We start from the raw sequence: 15820 nt of genomic DNA on the forward strand, positions 1-15820 counted from the left end.
ATCCCCCGACGGCGGTTCACCGGACGGGCCTCTCGACCGGCGGGGCGCGGTGCGCCCCGGTCCCGGTGACGACCGCTCCCGCGTCGGGCCGCAGGCGCTCGGCCTCCGCCACGGCCGCGAGCGGGAGCAGCGCCAGAAGCGCGAAAGCCAGCCGGTACGACTCGGTCGGCCCGTCCAGGCCCAGGTGCGCGGTGAGCATGTCCGCCGTGCGCAGGGCCAGGGTGCCGAAGGCGACCCCCAGGCCTGCGGCCAACTGCTGCACGGTACTTGAGAGCGTGTTGGCGGCGCCGGTCCGGTCCGGTGCGATGTCGGCGAAGCCGAGCGAGGCATAGGCGCTGAGGGAGACGGACCGGCACACGCCGCTCGCGAACAGCACGGACAGCACCACCGACAGAGGCGTGCGGGGGCCGAGCGACCCGCAGAGCAGGAACGTCCCCGCGGTGACGGCCCCGTTCACCAGGAGCACCGTGCGGAAACCGAAGCGGCGCAGGAGCGGGGTGGTGAGGGGCTTCACGGCTACATTGCCGGCGAAGACCGCGACCAGGACGAGCCCGGCCCGGGCCGGGCTCCAGCCGAAGGCGTCCTGGAACATCAGCGGCAGCAGGAACGGGACGGCGCTGATCGCGGCGCGGAACAGCGCCCCGCCTACGTTGGACACCCGGAACGTGCGCACCCGCAGCAGCGTCGGATCGAGCAACGGGTGCTGTGCGCGCAGGAAGTGAAGGACCGTCAGAGAGCAGACGACCATGCCCGCGCCTGCCCATGCCGTGGCCGTGCCCTCTGCTCCTGGCGGCCCGCCGAACAACTCCAGCCCGTACACCGTCGCCGCCAGCCCCACCCCGCCGAGCACGAAGCCCGCCCGGTCGAGGCGGGGGCGTTCGGCCGCCCTGAAGTCGGGCACCAGCCGCAAAGCCGGCCGGAGTGCCGCCACTCCGAGCGGGACATTGACCAGGAAGATCCAGCGCCATGAGGCGTATTGGGTGAACAGACCCCCGAGCGCGGGTGCGGCGACGGGGGCGAGCAGTCCGGGCCAGGTCAGGTAGGCGACAGCCCGCAGCAGGTCGGCCTTGCGGGTGCCGCGCAGCACCACCAGTCTGCCGACGGGCACCATCATCGCCCCGCCGATGCCCTGCACCACCCGCATCGCCACCAGCTCCGGAAGACCTGGGGCGGCGGCGCACAGCGCCGAGGCCGCGGTGAACACCGTGACGGCCGCGGCGAAGACGCGCCGGGCGCCGTAGCGGTCGGCGGCCCAGCCGCTCGCCGGGATGAACACCGCGAGAGCGACCAGGTACGCCGTGATGGCGAGCCCGATGTCCACCGGCCGCGCTCCGAGGGATGCGGCCATGTCGGGGGCGGCCGGCGAGATGATCGTGCCGTCCAGGTTCTCCATGAAGAAGGCCCCGGCCACCAGCAGCGCCAAACCCCTGCCGTCGTCTCTCCGGCCGCCCCGCGTGTTCATCCCTGCGTCTCCGCGTCGTGCTCCGAGTCCGACGTGCCCGAGCCCGTATCCATGCCCATGCTCGTGTCGCCGATGTTCTGAATCTGCGCGGGCTGGACCACGAACCGGCGCATCATGCCCATGTCCTCGTGTTCGAGCATGTGGCAGTGGTAGACGAACTGTCCCGAGGAGTCGCCGAAGTAGCCGTCCACCGTGACCAGTTCACCGGCCCCGACCCGGACGGTGTCCTTCCAGCCCTGCTCCCCGGGCGGCACCGCACCGGCTCCGGTCCACTTCAGCGGGGTGGCGCTGCCGCAGCCGATGCCGCCACCGGGCATCGGGAACGACGTGAACCCGCCGACGTCGTACGTCTCCCGGCTCACCACCCGGAAGCTGGTCGCGTGGATGTGCATGGGATGCGGCCAGCCGCTGGGTGCGGCATGCAGGAAGCGCCACCTCTCCCAGCTCCGCGTACGCACGAAGAAGCGCACCGGATCGTGGAAGTCGGCCGCCCTGCGCCGATACGTGGTGACGCTCCCGTCCGCCTCCTTGATCTGCACGATGCCGTCGACGGGAAGCTCACCGGAGGGGGCGTCGGTCTTCTCCATCTCCCAGCACAGGGCCTGCCCGGGACCCATGGGCGTCAGCACGACCAGCCTCTCCGTGTCGGGCCGGGCAGGCCTCGTGTCCCCGCCGGAGCCGCCGCGCAGCCGCTGGGGCAGGACGAACGGGTCACGGACCGGCCCTCGCGCCACCCGGAACTCCATCACCTGCGGCCAGGGCCCCGGATCCGGGTTGGCGTTGGTGTTCACCAGCCGCAGGCGGCGGCCCCGGGACACCGAGAAGTCGACCAGCAGGTCCGCGCGCTCGGCGGACGCCAGCGTCAGACCGTCGTGCACCGGCACGGGCTCGTCCAGCAGCCCGTGGTCGGTGCCGATCTGGTAGACGGTGCCGGCCGGCACGGCGCGGCCGTCCTCGTCGGTCAGCCGGAGTTCGTACTGACGGGTGTTGGCACCGTTGAGCACACGGAAGCGGTACCACCGGGGCTGCACCTCAAGATGGGGCCATATGACTCCGTTGACCAGGGTGAACGGTCCGGTGAACGCCCGCATCTGCAGCAGCGGTTCACGGTGGATGACGACCGTCTTGTGCAGGAGGCGTCCGGTCAGCAGGCCGGCGTCGTCGGTCTCCAGATTGCGGTCGGAGATGAGCAGGGGCACCTCATGGGCACCGCTCGGGAGGCCGAGGCCGTTCTCCTCCTCGTCGCGTATCAGATACATCCCCGACAGTCCGGCCATCACGTTCCACCGGGTGATGTTCATGGCGTGGTCGTGGTAGAACAGCGCCGCCGCGGGCTGGTCGTTGGGGTACTCCGACAGCTGCGACGCGCCCGGCTGCAGCCCGTTCTCCGGCCAGCCGTCGTTGCCGCTTCCCGTGAGGGCGCCGTGCAGGTGCACGACGGTCCACGGCCGCAGTTCCGCGACGTCCTCGCGCGCCGGGTACCCGCTCCGGCCCGGCTGGTCCCAGATCGCCGGTGTCTGCGTGACGTTGGGGACCTCGACCGCGGTGAGCGGGAAGGCGCCGGAGAGGCTGTTGGTCCAGGTGACGCGGAGCCGCTCGCCGCGGCGGACCTCGATCGTGGGACCCGGTACGTGCCCGTCGTAGGTCCAGACGGGAGTGGGCGGAAGCTGTGAGTGCAGGCGCACCGTCGTGGCCCGCATCCGGACGGTGGCGTACGAAACCCCGTCGGCGCGGGTCTTCTTGAGGGTCGGGGGAATGCGCAGGGGGTCGAGGTAGGGGGTGAGGGCCTTGTACCCGGGCGCGTCAGCGGCCGTCTCGACCACGCCCGGTCCGTCGTGGGCGTGGGCGTCGGCCGGACGCTCCGCTGCCACCGGGGACATCTGAGCGCCGGCTGCCGCGGGGTCCACCTGAGCGCCGGCTTCAGCGGTTCCTTCCGCTGGGGCGTGCTCGCCGGCCGCGATCAGCATGCCTGCGGCGGCGGTCGAGGCAAGGAGTACTCGGCGGGTGAGGGGTTTTACGGGTCGTTCCGGTCTGCTGTGTCCGTCTTCCATGTGTGCCGTCCTTCGCTCGTCACGGCGGCGGACCGTTCGAGTCGGGCCGCCGCCACAGCTCGGTCGCGTGGGCCGGGGTCTCTTCCGCGGCTCACGCCGCGGTCCGCCGCGGCACGTCCTGGCCGCGGCGGATGTCGGAGGGACGGCCGGGTTCCGTGTCCCCGGCCTGGCAGCACGTGTCAGCCGTTGTCGGCCGAGGGCCCCCGTGCCGCGTGCACCGCGTGCCCGCCGAACTGCTGCCGCATCGCGGCGAGTGCCTTCAGCTGGGCGGCGTCCGGCTTGCGGGAGGCGAAGCGGGCGAACAGCGCGGCGGTCATGGCGGGGGCGGACACCGCGAGGCGTACCGCTTCCTCCACCGTCCAGCGGCCTTCGCCGGAGTCGTCGACCCGGCCGGAGAGACCCTCCAGTCCGGAGTCCTGCTCCAGCGCGCGGACCAGGAGGTCCAGCAGCCAGGACTGCACGACCGTGCCGTGCCGCCAGGAGGCGAGCACCTTGGGCACGTCGGGCACGAACTCGCTTGCCTCCAGCAGCTCGTAGCCCTCGGCGAGGGCCTGCATCATCCCGTACTCGATGCCGTTGTGGACCATCTTCGCGTAGTGGCCGGCACCCACCGGTCCCGCGTGGCAGAGGCCGTCCTGTTCGGGGGCGAGCGACTTCAGCAGCGGCCACACCCGGCTGACATGCTCGTCCGTGCCGCCGCACATCACGGCATAGCCGTTCTCCCGGCCCCAGACGCCGCCGCTGACACCGCAGTCGACGTAGCCGATGCCGTGCTCGGCGAGCAGCCGGGCGTGCTCGGTGTCGTCGCTGAAGCGGGAGTTGCCGCCCTCGACGACCACGTCGCCCGGGGACAGCAGCCCCGTCAACTGCCGCAGCGCCTGGCGGGTGGGGTCTCCGGCGGGCAGCATCAGCCACACCACGCGGGGCGCGGCGAGCTTGCCGGCCAGTTCCTCCAGCGAGCTGACGTCACGGTCGGGAGAGGTGCGGCTGTAGCCGACCACCTCGTGGCCGTGCTCCCGCCAGCGGGCCGCCATGTTGCCGCCCATGCGGCCGAGTCCGACGATTCCTACCTGCATCTGGTTCAGTCCTTCGTGGTGGTGTGGTGCGGGGCGCGGGAGGGGGCGCCCTCGCGCAGGAGCCGGAGCACGACGCTGTTGTCGAGATCGCCGAGCCCGTGGGTGTCGACCGCCGCGTACAGCCCGGCGACGGTGGCGGACAGCGGCAGGGTGATGTCCGTGTCCGCGGCGCTTTCCAGGACGAAGCCGAGGTCCTTGAGGAGGTAGCGCGCGGGTCCGGAGGGCGTGAAGTCGCTGTCGGCGAGGTGATGGTGTTTCTGCGTCAGCACCTCGGAGGCGGCCAGGCCACCGGCCAGCACCTCCAGCAGCTCGGCCGGTACGAGACCGCCGCGCTCGCCGAGCAGGACGGCTTCCGCGAGGGCCACCAGGGTTCCGGCGACGACGAGTTGGTTGCACGCCTTGGCGAGCGATCCGGCTCCGGTGTCGCCCATGCGCCGTACCGTCGAGCCCATCACGGTCAGGCAGGGGCGGACGCGTGCGACGGCGTCCTCGGTCCCGCCCGCCATGATCGACAGAGCGGCGTTCCGGGCGCCGGTCACCCCGCCGCTGACGGGGGCGTCCACGACGGTGATGCCGCGGGGGCGCAGTTCCTCGGCGAGGGCGCGCACGGCGACGGGGGAGACGGTGCCCATCACGACCAGCGTGTCCAGGACGCCGGCCGTATCCGCCAGCAGGCCGTCCGGGCCCTCCAGCACCTCTCGGACCTGGGGCAGGTCGGGAAGCATCGTGAGGACGGTCCGGGCGTGCGCGGCCACTTCGGCGGGACGGCCGGCCGCGCGGCAGCCGGCGGCGACGGCGGCGTCGAGTGCGGGCCGGCCACGGTTCCAGGCCAGTACGTCGAAGCCGGCCTTGGCGAGGTTGGCCGCCATCGGCAGGCCCATCGCACCGAGGCCGAGGAAACCGACCGTCGTGGGCGCGGGCGCGGTCGGGTTCACGGGTGGACCCCGGCCGGCGTCTGCTGCCCGTCCGCCGACGCGGAGACGGCGGCCCGTGCGCCGAGTCGTTCCGAGAGGTACGCGTGGCCGAGCACATCGCGGTTGACGACGAAGCGCGGCAGCCGGCCCGACGCCACGTCCAGGACGGCCCGTACCGCGCTGCCTCCGTTGCCGGCGGACATCTCGTCGGTCCAGGCCAGGCTGTGCGGGCTGAGGACGACGTTGTCCATGGTCAGGAGGGGGTTGTCGGCGGCGGGTGGCTCGGTCTCGAACACGTCGAGTCCTGCGCCGCGGAGGCGCCCGTCGCGCAGCGCCCCGATCAGGGCCTGCTCGTCGACGATCGGGCCGCGGGCGACGTTGAGGAGCACGGCCGAGGGCTTCATGAGGGACAGCCGCCGCGCGTCGACGAGATGGAAGGTCTCCTCCGTCAGCACGCACATCACGATCACGGCGTCCGCCTCGGCCATCACGGTGTCGGCGTCGGCGAGGCGCACCCCGAGTTCCCGGGCGGTCTCCGGCGGGCAGTAGGGGTCGTAGGCGATGATCTCGGTGTCGAACGGCCGCAGCAGGCCGACGAGATCGCGTGCGGTGTTGCCGAGTCCGAGCAGGCCGATGCGGCGGCCGGTGAGGCCGAGGCCCATCCACGCCTCCCGCTCGGCCCAGCGTCCCTGTCGTACGAGGCGGTCCTTGGCGGCGACGTTGTGGAGGACGGCCAGCAGCATGGTGAGGGCGGCGGTGGCGACGGGACGCCGGGCGCCGTCCGGGGTGATGGTCACCAGGGCGCCGTGGCGTGTGCAGGCGTCGAGGTCGACGGCGTCGTAGCCGACTCCGAAGCGGGCGAGGAGAATCGGGGGACGGGTGACGCCCTCGAACGTGCGGGCCGTGACGGCGGGGGCCGCGAACAGGACGGCGTCCAGGCCGTCGATGTCCGGGGCGAGGAGTTCGTCGGTGTCACGCGCCAGGTAGTGCCAGTCGACTCCGGCGGCGTCCAGTTCGCCGAGCCGGATGTCGCCCCAGACGTTGCGCCCGTCCGGGTCGAGGAAGTCGCGGCTGACCCCGACGGTGAACCGGTCGGTGCCCGCCATCACAGCACCGCCACCGGGTTGACCGGGGAGCCCGTGCCGCCGGGGACGTTCAGCGGCGCCACTACGAGCAGGAACTCGTAGCGACCCGCCGCCGCGCAGGCCGTGGACAGCGCCTCCAGGTCGAGGTTGTCCAGCAGCGGTACGCCCATCGCGGTGATCGTGAGGGCGTGCACGGGGGAGTGCAGGCCCTCGACCGGGGAGGGCCGTACGTCGCTGTCGCCGTCGCCGCCGAGCAGGGCGATCCCGCGCTCGGCCAGCAGGGGCATGGCGTCCACGTGGAAGCCCGCGCTGGCGTTGTCGGGGTTCCAGGGGCCGAGTTCGGCGCGGCGCCGGAAGTGGCCGGAGCGCAGCAGCACCGCGTCGCCCTCGCCGATGCTCACGCCGAGCGCCTTCTCGGCGGAGAGCACGTCCTCGGCGTGCACGGCGGTACCGGGTTCGAGCCAGTCGGTGCCGAGGACGGCGGGCAGGTCGAGCAGGACGCCCCTGGTGACGAGCGGGCCGAGGGCGGAGACGGCGCCGAAGTGGGCGCCGGCCGCGTCGACGACCTCACGCGCGCCGCGGCCGTCGTAGAGCTGCCCGCGGTAGGCGATGTGGGAGAGCGCGTCCAGGTGGCTGACGCCCTTGCCGTGGTAGTCGACGGCGATGAAGTCCTTGTGACAGGACGGCTCGGGGGCCTCCACGTCACCGAGGTCCGACATGTAGTGAAGGGCGGGCTTGCCGTTGTCGGGCCCGGCTACGGTGTTCCAGGGCAGCGCCATGGGGACGGTGGTGCCGCTGTGGACCAAAGCGGTGGCCCGCTGGACGTGTGCGGGGGTGACCCGGTTCCACGCGCCGCGGTCGGCGGGGGCCCAGCGGCCCCAGGTCCGGAGGGAGTCGAAGAGGGAGTCGAACTCCTCGCGCGACAGACGGGGGCCGTTGTCGGCGACGGGAGGCGGGGATTCGGGCGGGTTGCTGGTCATGTGCTGCTCAGCGCTCCAAGGCTGGAAGGGTGTCGTCGGTCGGCCCGGAAGGCGCGCTACGGTCGGAAGCCTTGGTGAGTCCCGATGGCAAAACGCGCGGCGACGGCATTGTCGTTCGGTGACAGACGAGAGACAATAACAACATGCTGAACGACGAACAGAATGATGGGTGGAAAAGACGGTGAGCGCAAGCGACCCGGGAAGCCTTGTCCCGGCGGTGACGCGAGCAGTGGCGATCCTGGACGTGCTCGGCGAGGCGGAGGGGCGCCCGCTGTCGGTCAGTGAGATCGCGCGTGCCCTGGAGTTGCCGAAGTCCTCGACGGGGAACCTGTGTGCCTCGCTGGAGGCGGCGGGCATGATCACGCGCAACGGCGCGGGTTTCGGCCTGGGGCGCAAGCTGGTCGAGCTCGGCGGCCGTTACCTGTCCACGGTGGACCAACTCCGCGACTTCTACGAACTGTGCCGGCGCAGCTCGCACATCTCGCGCGAGACCGCCAGGGTGGCCGTCCTGGACGGCTTGGAGGTGCTCTATCTGGCCCGGTACGACGGCACCCAGCCACTGCGGCTCACCGCCAACATCGGTGACCGCTTCCCCGCCAACTGCACCGCCACGGGGAAGGCCATCCTGTCGACGCTGGATCCGGCCGTCGCCGAGGACCGGCTGCGCGGCCGTACGCTCCCCGGCCTCAGCGAGCGGTCCCTGACCTCGGTGCCGGCCCTGCTGGAGGACCTGGCGGCCACACGGGAGCGGGGGTACGCGATCGACGACGAGGAGGCCACCGCGGGAGTGCTCTGCCTCTCCGTGCCGGTCACGGGCTTCCGTACCGACTCGGCGCCCTTCGCGATCAGTGTCACCGTGCTCAAGGCGCGGCTCGACGACGAGTTCCGCGAGGCGCTGCTGAAGGACCTGCGGGCCATCGCGGCCGGGCTGGAGAACCCGATGCTCCCGCGGGGGGTGTCCGTCAGCGCCGGATGACACAGGTGGGGTGCCCGGCCTGGTGAGGCCCTGTCGGGTCCGGATCGACGGCGGCGGCCGTACGGAGTCTTCCGTACGGCCGCCGTAACTTTGGGGCAATAAAAGTCCGCCGAAGTATTGACCAGCATGTTGGGATGAGTTCAGGATTCTGTCCGAGCCGATGGATTGGTCCTCGGCCTGCAGATCCCCCGGAGAAGTCCGTGAAAGACGCTCCCGACGACACAGCTCCCAGCTCCCCGGTGCCCGGCGGTCATCCGGCCTCCGACGCGCTGGTGACGATCCGCGGACTGCGCAAGCGGTTCGGCGGCACCCTCGCCCTCGCCGACGTCGACCTCGACATCCACAGCGGCAGCGTCCTCGCCCTATTGGGGCACAACGGTGCCGGAAAATCCACACTTATCAAGATTCTCGCGGGTGTCTACCGCGCCGACGAAGGCCAGGTCACCGTCGCCGGTCACCCCCTGGGCACCGACTCCGCCTCCGCCGAGATGTCCTTCATCCACCAGGACCTCGGACTGGTGGAGTGGATGTCGGTGGCCGAGAACGTCGCCCTGGGCACCGGCTACCCCCGCCGCGGCGGGCTCGTCTCCTGGCGCCAGGTGCGCCGGCGCTGCACCGAGGCGCTGGACATCGTCGCCGGACACCTCGACCCCGACGCGGCCGTCGCCGACCTCACGCGCGCCGAGCGCTCCCTCGTCGCCATCGCCCGCGCACTGTCCACCCGCGCCCGCCTCGTCGTCCTCGACGAACCGACCGCCAGCCTGCCCGCCGCCGACTGCGAGCGGCTCTTCGACGTGCTGCACACCCTGCGCGACCGAGGCCACGCCATCGTCTACGTCAGCCACCGCCTCGACGAGGTCTACCGGGTGGCCGACCGCTTCGCCGTCCTGCGCGACGGACACCTCGTCAGCGAGGGCCTGCTCGCAGAACACGGCCCCGAGCGGATCGTGCGCGACATCGTCGGACACGAACCGGAGAGCCACCGGCCGCCCGCCCCCCGGGCCACGGGCACCGCCGCCGCGACCGTGCTGAGCCTGAGCGGCGTCACCACCGCAGGCGCCGGCCCCGTCGACCTGGAACTGCGCGCCGGCGAGGTCCTCGGCATGGTCGGCCTCACCGGAGCCGGCCACATGGACCTCGGCCGCGCCCTCGCCGGGTCCCGGCCCCTGACCTCCGGCGAGGTGCTGCTCGACGGCCGCCCCTACCGTCCCGGCTCGGTCACCGCCGCCGTCGACGCGGGAATCGGCTTCGTCACCAGCAACCGCCAGGAGGAGGGCTGCGCCCTCGAACTCACCGTGCGGGAGAACTTCCTGGCCAACCCCCGCGCCGACAGCCGCTCCCCGTGGCGCTGGATCAGCCCCGCGCGCGAACGCGCCGAGGCCGACGCACTCGTCGAGCGGTTCGGCGTCCGCCCCACCGACCCCGAAGCGCCGATCGCCACCTTGTCCGGCGGCAACCAGCAGAAGATCATGATCGGCCGCTGGCTGCGGCTCAGCCGCCGTGTGGTGATCCTCGAAGAGCCCACCGCCGGAGTCGACGTCGGCGCGAAGGCCGAGATCTACCGCCTTCTCGACGACGCCCTCGCCGCAGGACTCGCCGTCCTCCTCATCTCCACCGACTTCGAAGAGGTCGCCGACGTGTGCCACCGCGCCCTGGTCTTCGTCCGGGGCGGCGTGACGGCCGAACTGTCCGGCGAAGCCCTCAACGTCACCGAACTCACCCATGCCGCGTCGGCCATGCCGGCGCTGACCGGAACGGGCAACCACTGATGGCCACCGAGACGAAATCCTCCAACGGAGCCCAGCGGCCCACGACCGGCGGAGCCGACGGGGCACCCACCAGCCGCCGTACGACCGCCCCCGCCCGACCGGGGGGCGAGAAGAACACGTCCCGCGGCGGCCGGCTCCGCGGCCACCTGATCGGCACGTACGGCCTGCTCACCCTCACCGTCCTGCTGTTCCTCATCTTCTCCTTCGCGCTGCCGGACACCTTCCCGACGCTGGACAACATCTCGTCGATCCTGTCCAACCAGTCGATCCCGGCGATGCTCGCGCTCGGCGCGATGATCCCCATCGTCACCGGCAGGTTCGACCTGTCCGTGGGCTACGGCCTCGGTCTCGCGCACGTGCTGACGATGCAGCTCATCGTGAACAACGGCTGGCCCTGGCCGATGGCCTGTCTCGTCGTCATCGTCGGCGGCGGCATCGTCGGCGTCTTCAACGGCCTGCTCGTCGAGTTCGCCCAGATCGACTCCTTCATCGCCACCCTCGGCACCGGCAGCGTCCTCTACGCCGTCACCGGCTGGATCACCGACGGCGCCCGCATCGTCCCCGGCCCGCAGGGTCTGCCCCCGGCCTTCACGGACCTGTACGACTCCAAGTTCCTCGGCCTGCCCGTGCCCGCCTTCTACGTCCTCGGCCTCGCCGTCCTGCTGTGGCTGCTCCTGGAACGGCTTCCGCTGGGCCGCTACCTGTACGTCATCGGCTCCAACGCCCGCGCCGCCGACCTGGTCGGTATCCCCACCCGCCGCTACGGCATCTACGCCTTCGCCGGTTCCGGACTCGTGGTGGGTGTCGCCGGCGTCCTGCTCGCCGCCCAGCAGCAGATCGGCAACCCCAGCGTCGGCATGGACTACCTGCTGCCCGCCTTCGTCGGCGCGCTGCTCGGCTCCACCGCCATCAAGCCCGGCCGCGCCAACGCCGCCGGCACGGTCGTCGCCGTCGCCATCCTCGCCATCGGCCTCGCCGGCATCCAGCAGCTCGGCGCCGAGTTCTGGGCCACCTCCCTGTTCAACGGCGGCACCCTCCTCCTCGCGGTCGGCCTGGCCGGCTACTCCGCCCGCCGCAGGCTGCGCGCCGGGGCCACCGCCACCCGCAAGTCACTGTCCGAACCTTCGGCCGCATCCGTCCAGACCTCCGTCACCGCATCCCAGGACGTGCCCCCGCCGCCCTCCACGACGGACTAGATCCGGGCCTCCCCGCCCTCCACCTCCCCCCGCGCATCCTCCTTCCCGCCGTACCTCAGCAAGGAGCTCCTCCGTGTCGTACCACCTCACCCGCAAGACGTCCGTGAGAGCTGTGGCAGCGCTCGCCGTGGTCACCGCCTTCGCCACCGGCTGCAGCCGGGGTTCGCAGGCCGGCGCCGCCGGCACCGTCTCCGGCACGAAGGCGGGCTGCCCCGCCGTCCTCGCCAAGGCCAAGGCCGCGGTGAAGGCGGCCGAGGACGTCAACGCCGCCTGGAACGGCCCCACCACCGGCCCGAAGGCGGTCGCCGGCAAGACCATCGTCTACGTCGCCCAGAGCATGACCAACCCGGGAGTCGCCGGCGCCGCCGAGGGCGTCAAGGAAGCGGCCAAGGCCATCGGCTGGAAGGTGCGCGTCATCGACGGCCAGGGCACGCCGGCCGGCATCCAGGCCGCGCTGAGCCAGGCGGTCGCGGTCAAGCCCGACGGGATCGTGCTGTCCGGCTTCGACCCCAAGTCGACCGCACAGCAGGTCGCCCAGGCCAACGCCGCCGGCATTCCGCTCATCGGCTGGCACGCCGTGGACGCTCCCGGCCCCAGCACGGACCCGAAGCTGTTCAGCAACATCACCACCAAGGTCCAGGACGTCGCCAAGATCAGCGCCGACTGGGTCATCAGCCAGTCCAACGGCCGCGCGGGCGTGGTGGTCTTCACCGACGCCTCCATCCCCTTCGCCAAGGGCAAGTCGGACCTGATCGTGAAGGAACTCGCCACCTGCTCCGACGTCAAGGTCCTGAAGACGTCCAACATCCCCATCGCCGACGCGAGCACCCGCACCCCGCAGGAGGTGTCCGCCCTGCTCTCCCGCTACGGCACCAAGTGGACGAACTCCGTCGCCATCAACGACCTCTACTTCGCGGACGCCGCCCCCTCGCTCCGGGCCGCGGGCAAGCAGGGCAACGCCGCGCCCTTCAACATCGGCGCGGGCGACGGCGACCCCTCCGCCTTCCAGCGCATCAACAGCAAGCAGTTCCAGTCGGCGACGGTTCCCGAGCCGCTGTCCGAGCAGGGCTGGCAGATCGTCGACGAGTTCAACCGCTCCTTCTCCGGCAAGCCCGCCAGCGGCTATGTCGCTCCGGCCCACATCACCACGAGCGACAACAGCGAGAGCAAGTCGTCCTGGGACCCCGCGGGATACCGCGAGGCGTACAAGAAGCTCTGGGGGAAGTAACTCCCGTTCTGCGCAGGTGCCTTATAGGTTCCGTACCGGCGGTGTCCCTCCCGTTCGACGCCCGGGAGGGACACCGCCGTGCGTCCCCGCCCGGGCATTCGTGCGTGCCGAGTCCGCGTCCCGGTCCTCACCACCCCGTCAGCAGCAGGTGGTTGAGGAGCAGGGCCAGCGCCGCCTGGGCGGCCAGCCACGCGCGCGGCCGTGGGAGGAACGCGCAGGCGGGGAGCAGCCACATCGCGAACGGCAGCCAGATGCGCTCCGTCTCCGCCTTGCTCATGCCGGAGAGGTCGGCGACGAGGAGCGCGAGCAGTGCCGCCAACACGAGGACGGCAAGGCGGGGTTCGGGTGCTGCGGTCCGGAAACCGCCCCGGAGGTCCGGGAGTTGGGGACGACCGGGGACCGAGACGGCCCGCCGCAGGCCCGCCGCCGTCGCCGGGCCGACGATCACCGCCGTGCAGGCCAGGTTCGCCCACACCCAGTAGCTGTACGGCCGGGTCCCGCCGACCCCTTCGTAGTAGCGGGTGATCAGGAGTCGGTACGCCTCCCACCAGTCGAAGCCGAGCAGCGTGAACACGAGGGGGACGACGGCGAGTCCGGCGACGGCGTAGGGGAGGGGAGTGAGTCGGCGCCGCCCGAGCAGCAGCGCGGCGCCCGCGATCAGGGCGAACAGCGTCAGGCCGTACGAGAGATACAGGGTGAGGCCGAAGAGGAGGCCGGCGGCGAGGCCGGAGGTCCGCGGCCGGTGTCCGGTGACCGCGAGGGCGAGGAAGGCGACGGCCCAGGCGGCGACCGCCGAGAAGTATCCGTCCGCCGAGGCGCCCACCCAGATGGCGGCCGGGGCGAGGACGAGGAAGGGGGCGGCGCGGCGGGCGAGTGCCTCGCCGGACAGCGCTCGTACGGTGACGAGGACCGCGGCCGACGCCGCCGCGCCGGTGACGATGCACCAGACGCCCGCCCAGGCGCCGCCGCCGAGCCCGATCCGGTCCAGGAGGACGAAGGTGACGGTCGCCGCCGCGGGATGCCCCGCGATGTGCGCGGGCCAGGGCGCGGGCGAGTGGCTCAGGATGTGGTGGGTGAAGTCGCGAAGGGTGGCGGGGATGTCGTGGAAGCGGCCGATGACCGTGAGGTATTCGTTGTGGGCCGTCAGCCGTCCCGCGACGCCGCGTTGCCAGCCGTCGACCAGCGCGAGCGAGAACGTCCAGGCCATGGCGGTGCCCCAGACGGTGAACAGCAGCGCGTGCCAGCGCAGCCGGGCCGCGAGGACGGGCCCGTAGGCGACGACGGCGACCGCGACCGCGAGCGCTGCCGGGGTGCCGGGGCCGACATGTGGTTCCCAGGTGGCGAACAGGGGCGGCCAGTTGACGAAGAGTGACCGGTCGCGGTGCTGGATGGCGGTCCCGACCAGGGCTGCCAGCACGACGAGTGCGGTGGCGGCGAGGGCGGCGGACAGGTCGCGGACGTGGTCGCGCGGGCGGTCGCCGAGAACGTCACGGGGACGCTTGTCGGGACGGGTGCGGGGCCGGTCGCGGAGAAGATCGCGGTTCACATGGCCACGCTAGGCCGCTGTCCGCCCGGCGGAACCGCCGCCGGGGTGGACGTCAGGGTTTCGTCATGGTTCGCGGAGCCGTTCGGGGGCCGTACCGGCCTACGGTCGGAACATGCCACGCTCCCCGTCATCACCCGCTTTCTGGCGCAGTCCGCTGCGCGGCCCCTGGTTCACCTCCGTGCTGGGCGTCGTGCTGCTCGGCGGGATCACCGTGCTGTTCGTGACGGGCCTGGTGTCGTACGCCGCCTACAACCCGGACCTGTCGCCGGTGAACGACCAGACACCGGACAAGGGCCTGCTCGGTTTCTATCTCTTCTCCTGGCCGACCGACCCGGCCTGGCTGTACCGCTTCACGCAGGGCGTGCACGTCACGCTCGGCATCGCGCTGATCCCCGTACTGCTGGCGAAGTTGTGGTCGGTCGTGCCGAAGCTGTTCGCGCTGCCGCCGGCCCGCTCCCTCGCGCACGCGCTGGAGCGGCTCTCGCTCCTGCTGCTCGTGGGCGGCGGGCTGTTCGAGTTCACCACCGGCGTGCTCAACGTCCAGCTCGACTACATCTTTCCGGGCTCCTTTTATCCGCTGCACTTCTACGGCGCCTGGGTCTTCTTCGCCGCGTTCCTCGCGCACGCCGTCCTGAAGACACCCGCCGCCCTGCGCAACCTGCGCCACCTCCGGGACGAACCCCCTTCCGAGGAAAGGGAGTTGGTGTCACCGAACCCCACCGAGCCCACCGTCTCGCGCCGGGGCGCGCTCGGTGTGGTGGGCGGCGGATCGCTGCTCCTGTTCGCCACGACGGCGGGCCACAGCTTCGACGGACCCCTGCGGGAGACGGCCGTACTCGCACCGCACGGCGGCCCCGAACCGGGCTCGGGACCCGGCGCGTTCCAGATCAACAAGACCGCTGCGGCGGTTGGGATCGACATGCGCGAGACATCCGGCGAGGCGTGGCGGCTGGTGGTCGAGGGAGGCGGGCGGACGGTCCGGCTGACCCGGGCCGAGCTGCTTCAACTGCCCCTGTACAGCGCCGCGTTGCCCATCGCCTGCGTGGAGGGCTGGTCGACCTCCGACCAGTGGTGGCGAGGCGTACGGCTGCGCGACCTGGCGGCGCTCGTCGGCTACGAGACCGCCGAGGCGCCCGACGTACTCGTGGAATCGCTGCAACGGCACGGGGCGTTCCGCCGCTCGGCCCTGCGGGACAACCAGGTCCGCGACCCGCGATCCCTGCTCGCCCTGTTCGTCAACGGCGAGGACCTCACCCCCGACCACGGCTACCCGGCGCGCGTCATCGTCCCCGCGGCGCCCGGCGTGCTCAACACCAAATGGGTGGCCCGGATGACGTTCGGAGACCTGTGATGCGACGGCCGCGATGGACACCGCTGAAGCTACGACCGTTCGGCAGGCCCGTGCTGGGCAGCCCCCTGCAGATCCTGCTGCTCGCCTGCTCGTTCGCGCTCGCCGGATATGCGGGGGTGCGGCTGCTCGCGGACGACTGGTTCGGGGTGGCGCTGTGGTTCGTGGGCGCGGCGCTGGTGCACGACC

Annotated in this window: 12 protein-coding genes; 5 read left to right on the top strand and 7 right to left on the bottom strand. The window is 71.9% G+C overall.

Annotated features, from left to right (window positions below):
- Positions 1–16: 16 nt before the first annotated feature.
- The 6 genes from AB0M63_RS39335 to AB0M63_RS39360 form a co-directional block, all read right to left on the bottom strand.
- On the bottom strand, positions 17–1462 hold the full coding sequence (locus tag AB0M63_RS39335; RefSeq protein ID WP_366022744.1) for an MFS transporter: 1446 nt from the start codon (positions 1460–1462) through the stop codon (positions 17–19).
- Entirely contained in the window at positions 1459–3342 is a 1884-nt protein-coding gene (locus tag AB0M63_RS39340; protein WP_366022745.1) for a multicopper oxidase domain-containing protein, read from the bottom strand. The genes AB0M63_RS39335 and AB0M63_RS39340 overlap by 4 nt, the downstream gene beginning before the upstream one ends.
- 350 nt (positions 3343–3692) lie before the next feature.
- Positions 3693–4589: a phosphogluconate dehydrogenase (NAD(+)-dependent, decarboxylating) gene (gene gnd / locus AB0M63_RS39345; protein WP_366022746.1), complete on the bottom strand. Its 897-nt coding sequence runs from the start codon at positions 4587–4589 to the stop codon at positions 3693–3695.
- A 5-nt stretch (positions 4590–4594) separates the two neighbouring features.
- Entirely contained in the window at positions 4595–5524 is a 930-nt protein-coding gene (locus tag AB0M63_RS39350; protein WP_366022747.1) for an NAD(P)-dependent oxidoreductase, read from the bottom strand.
- Positions 5521–6609: an NAD(P)-dependent oxidoreductase gene (locus tag AB0M63_RS39355; protein ID WP_366022748.1), complete on the bottom strand. Its 1089-nt coding sequence runs from the start codon at positions 6607–6609 to the stop codon at positions 5521–5523. The genes AB0M63_RS39350 and AB0M63_RS39355 overlap by 4 nt, the downstream gene beginning before the upstream one ends.
- Positions 6609–7568, bottom strand: coding sequence for a cyclase family protein (locus AB0M63_RS39360; protein WP_366022749.1), 960 nt, complete (start codon positions 7566–7568; stop codon positions 6609–6611). Before AB0M63_RS39360 ends, AB0M63_RS39355 begins: the two co-directional genes overlap by 1 nt.
- Before the next feature lie 217 nt (positions 7569–7785).
- Between AB0M63_RS39360 and AB0M63_RS39365 the strand changes: the two genes are divergently transcribed.
- From AB0M63_RS39365 to AB0M63_RS39380, 4 genes are all read left to right on the top strand, one after another.
- Positions 7786–8544 carry an IclR family transcriptional regulator gene (locus AB0M63_RS39365; protein WP_355913835.1) on the top strand — a complete coding sequence of 253 codons (759 nt, stop codon included), beginning with the start codon at positions 7786–7788 and terminating at the stop codon, positions 8542–8544.
- A 200-nt stretch (positions 8545–8744) separates the two neighbouring features.
- On the top strand, positions 8745–10313 hold the full coding sequence (locus AB0M63_RS39370) for a sugar ABC transporter ATP-binding protein (protein WP_355913832.1): 1569 nt from the start codon (positions 8745–8747) through the stop codon (positions 10311–10313).
- Entirely contained in the window at positions 10313–11509 is a 1197-nt protein-coding gene (locus AB0M63_RS39375; protein WP_366022750.1) for an ABC transporter permease, read from the top strand. Before AB0M63_RS39370 ends, AB0M63_RS39375 begins: the two co-directional genes overlap by 1 nt.
- Positions 11510–11621: 112 nt before the next feature.
- Entirely contained in the window at positions 11622–12737 is a 1116-nt protein-coding gene (locus AB0M63_RS39380; RefSeq protein ID WP_355913990.1) for a substrate-binding domain-containing protein, read from the top strand.
- A 127-nt stretch (positions 12738–12864) separates the two neighbouring features.
- On the opposite strand, the gene AB0M63_RS39385 is transcribed toward AB0M63_RS39380, so the two are convergent.
- Entirely contained in the window at positions 12865–14187 is a 1323-nt protein-coding gene (locus AB0M63_RS39385; protein WP_366022869.1) for a hypothetical protein, read from the bottom strand.
- A 208-nt stretch (positions 14188–14395) separates the two neighbouring features.
- On the opposite strand from AB0M63_RS39385, the gene AB0M63_RS39390 reads away from it, so the two are divergent.
- Positions 14396–15634: a molybdopterin-dependent oxidoreductase gene (locus tag AB0M63_RS39390; RefSeq protein ID WP_366022751.1), complete on the top strand. Its 1239-nt coding sequence runs from the start codon at positions 14396–14398 to the stop codon at positions 15632–15634.
- Positions 15635–15820 lie beyond the last annotated feature (186 nt).

This window comes from Streptomyces sp. NPDC051576, assembly GCF_040681835.1.
GTDB lineage: Bacteria > Actinomycetota > Actinomycetes > Streptomycetales > Streptomycetaceae > Streptomyces.

What these genes read in the sequence shown, in the direction of transcription:
- AB0M63_RS39335 (WP_366022744.1), bottom strand. Translation starts at nt 1,462, where the DNA reads ATGAACACGCGGGGCGGCCGGAGAGACGACGGCAGGGGTTTGGCGCTG.
- AB0M63_RS39340 (WP_366022745.1), bottom strand. Translation starts at nt 3,342, where the DNA reads ATGTCCCCGGTGGCAGCGGAGCGTCCGGCCGACGCCCACGCCCACGAC.
- gnd (WP_366022746.1), bottom strand. Translation starts at nt 4,589, where the DNA reads ATGCAGGTAGGAATCGTCGGACTCGGCCGCATGGGCGGCAACATGGCG.
- AB0M63_RS39355 (WP_366022748.1), bottom strand. Translation starts at nt 6,609, where the DNA reads ATGGCGGGCACCGACCGGTTCACCGTCGGGGTCAGCCGCGACTTCCTC.
- AB0M63_RS39360 (WP_366022749.1), bottom strand. Translation starts at nt 7,568, where the DNA reads ATGACCAGCAACCCGCCCGAATCCCCGCCTCCCGTCGCCGACAACGGC.
- AB0M63_RS39375 (WP_366022750.1), top strand. Translation starts at nt 10,313, where the DNA reads ATGGCCACCGAGACGAAATCCTCCAACGGAGCCCAGCGGCCCACGACC.
- AB0M63_RS39390 (WP_366022751.1), top strand. Translation starts at nt 14,396, where the DNA reads ATGCCACGCTCCCCGTCATCACCCGCTTTCTGGCGCAGTCCGCTGCGC.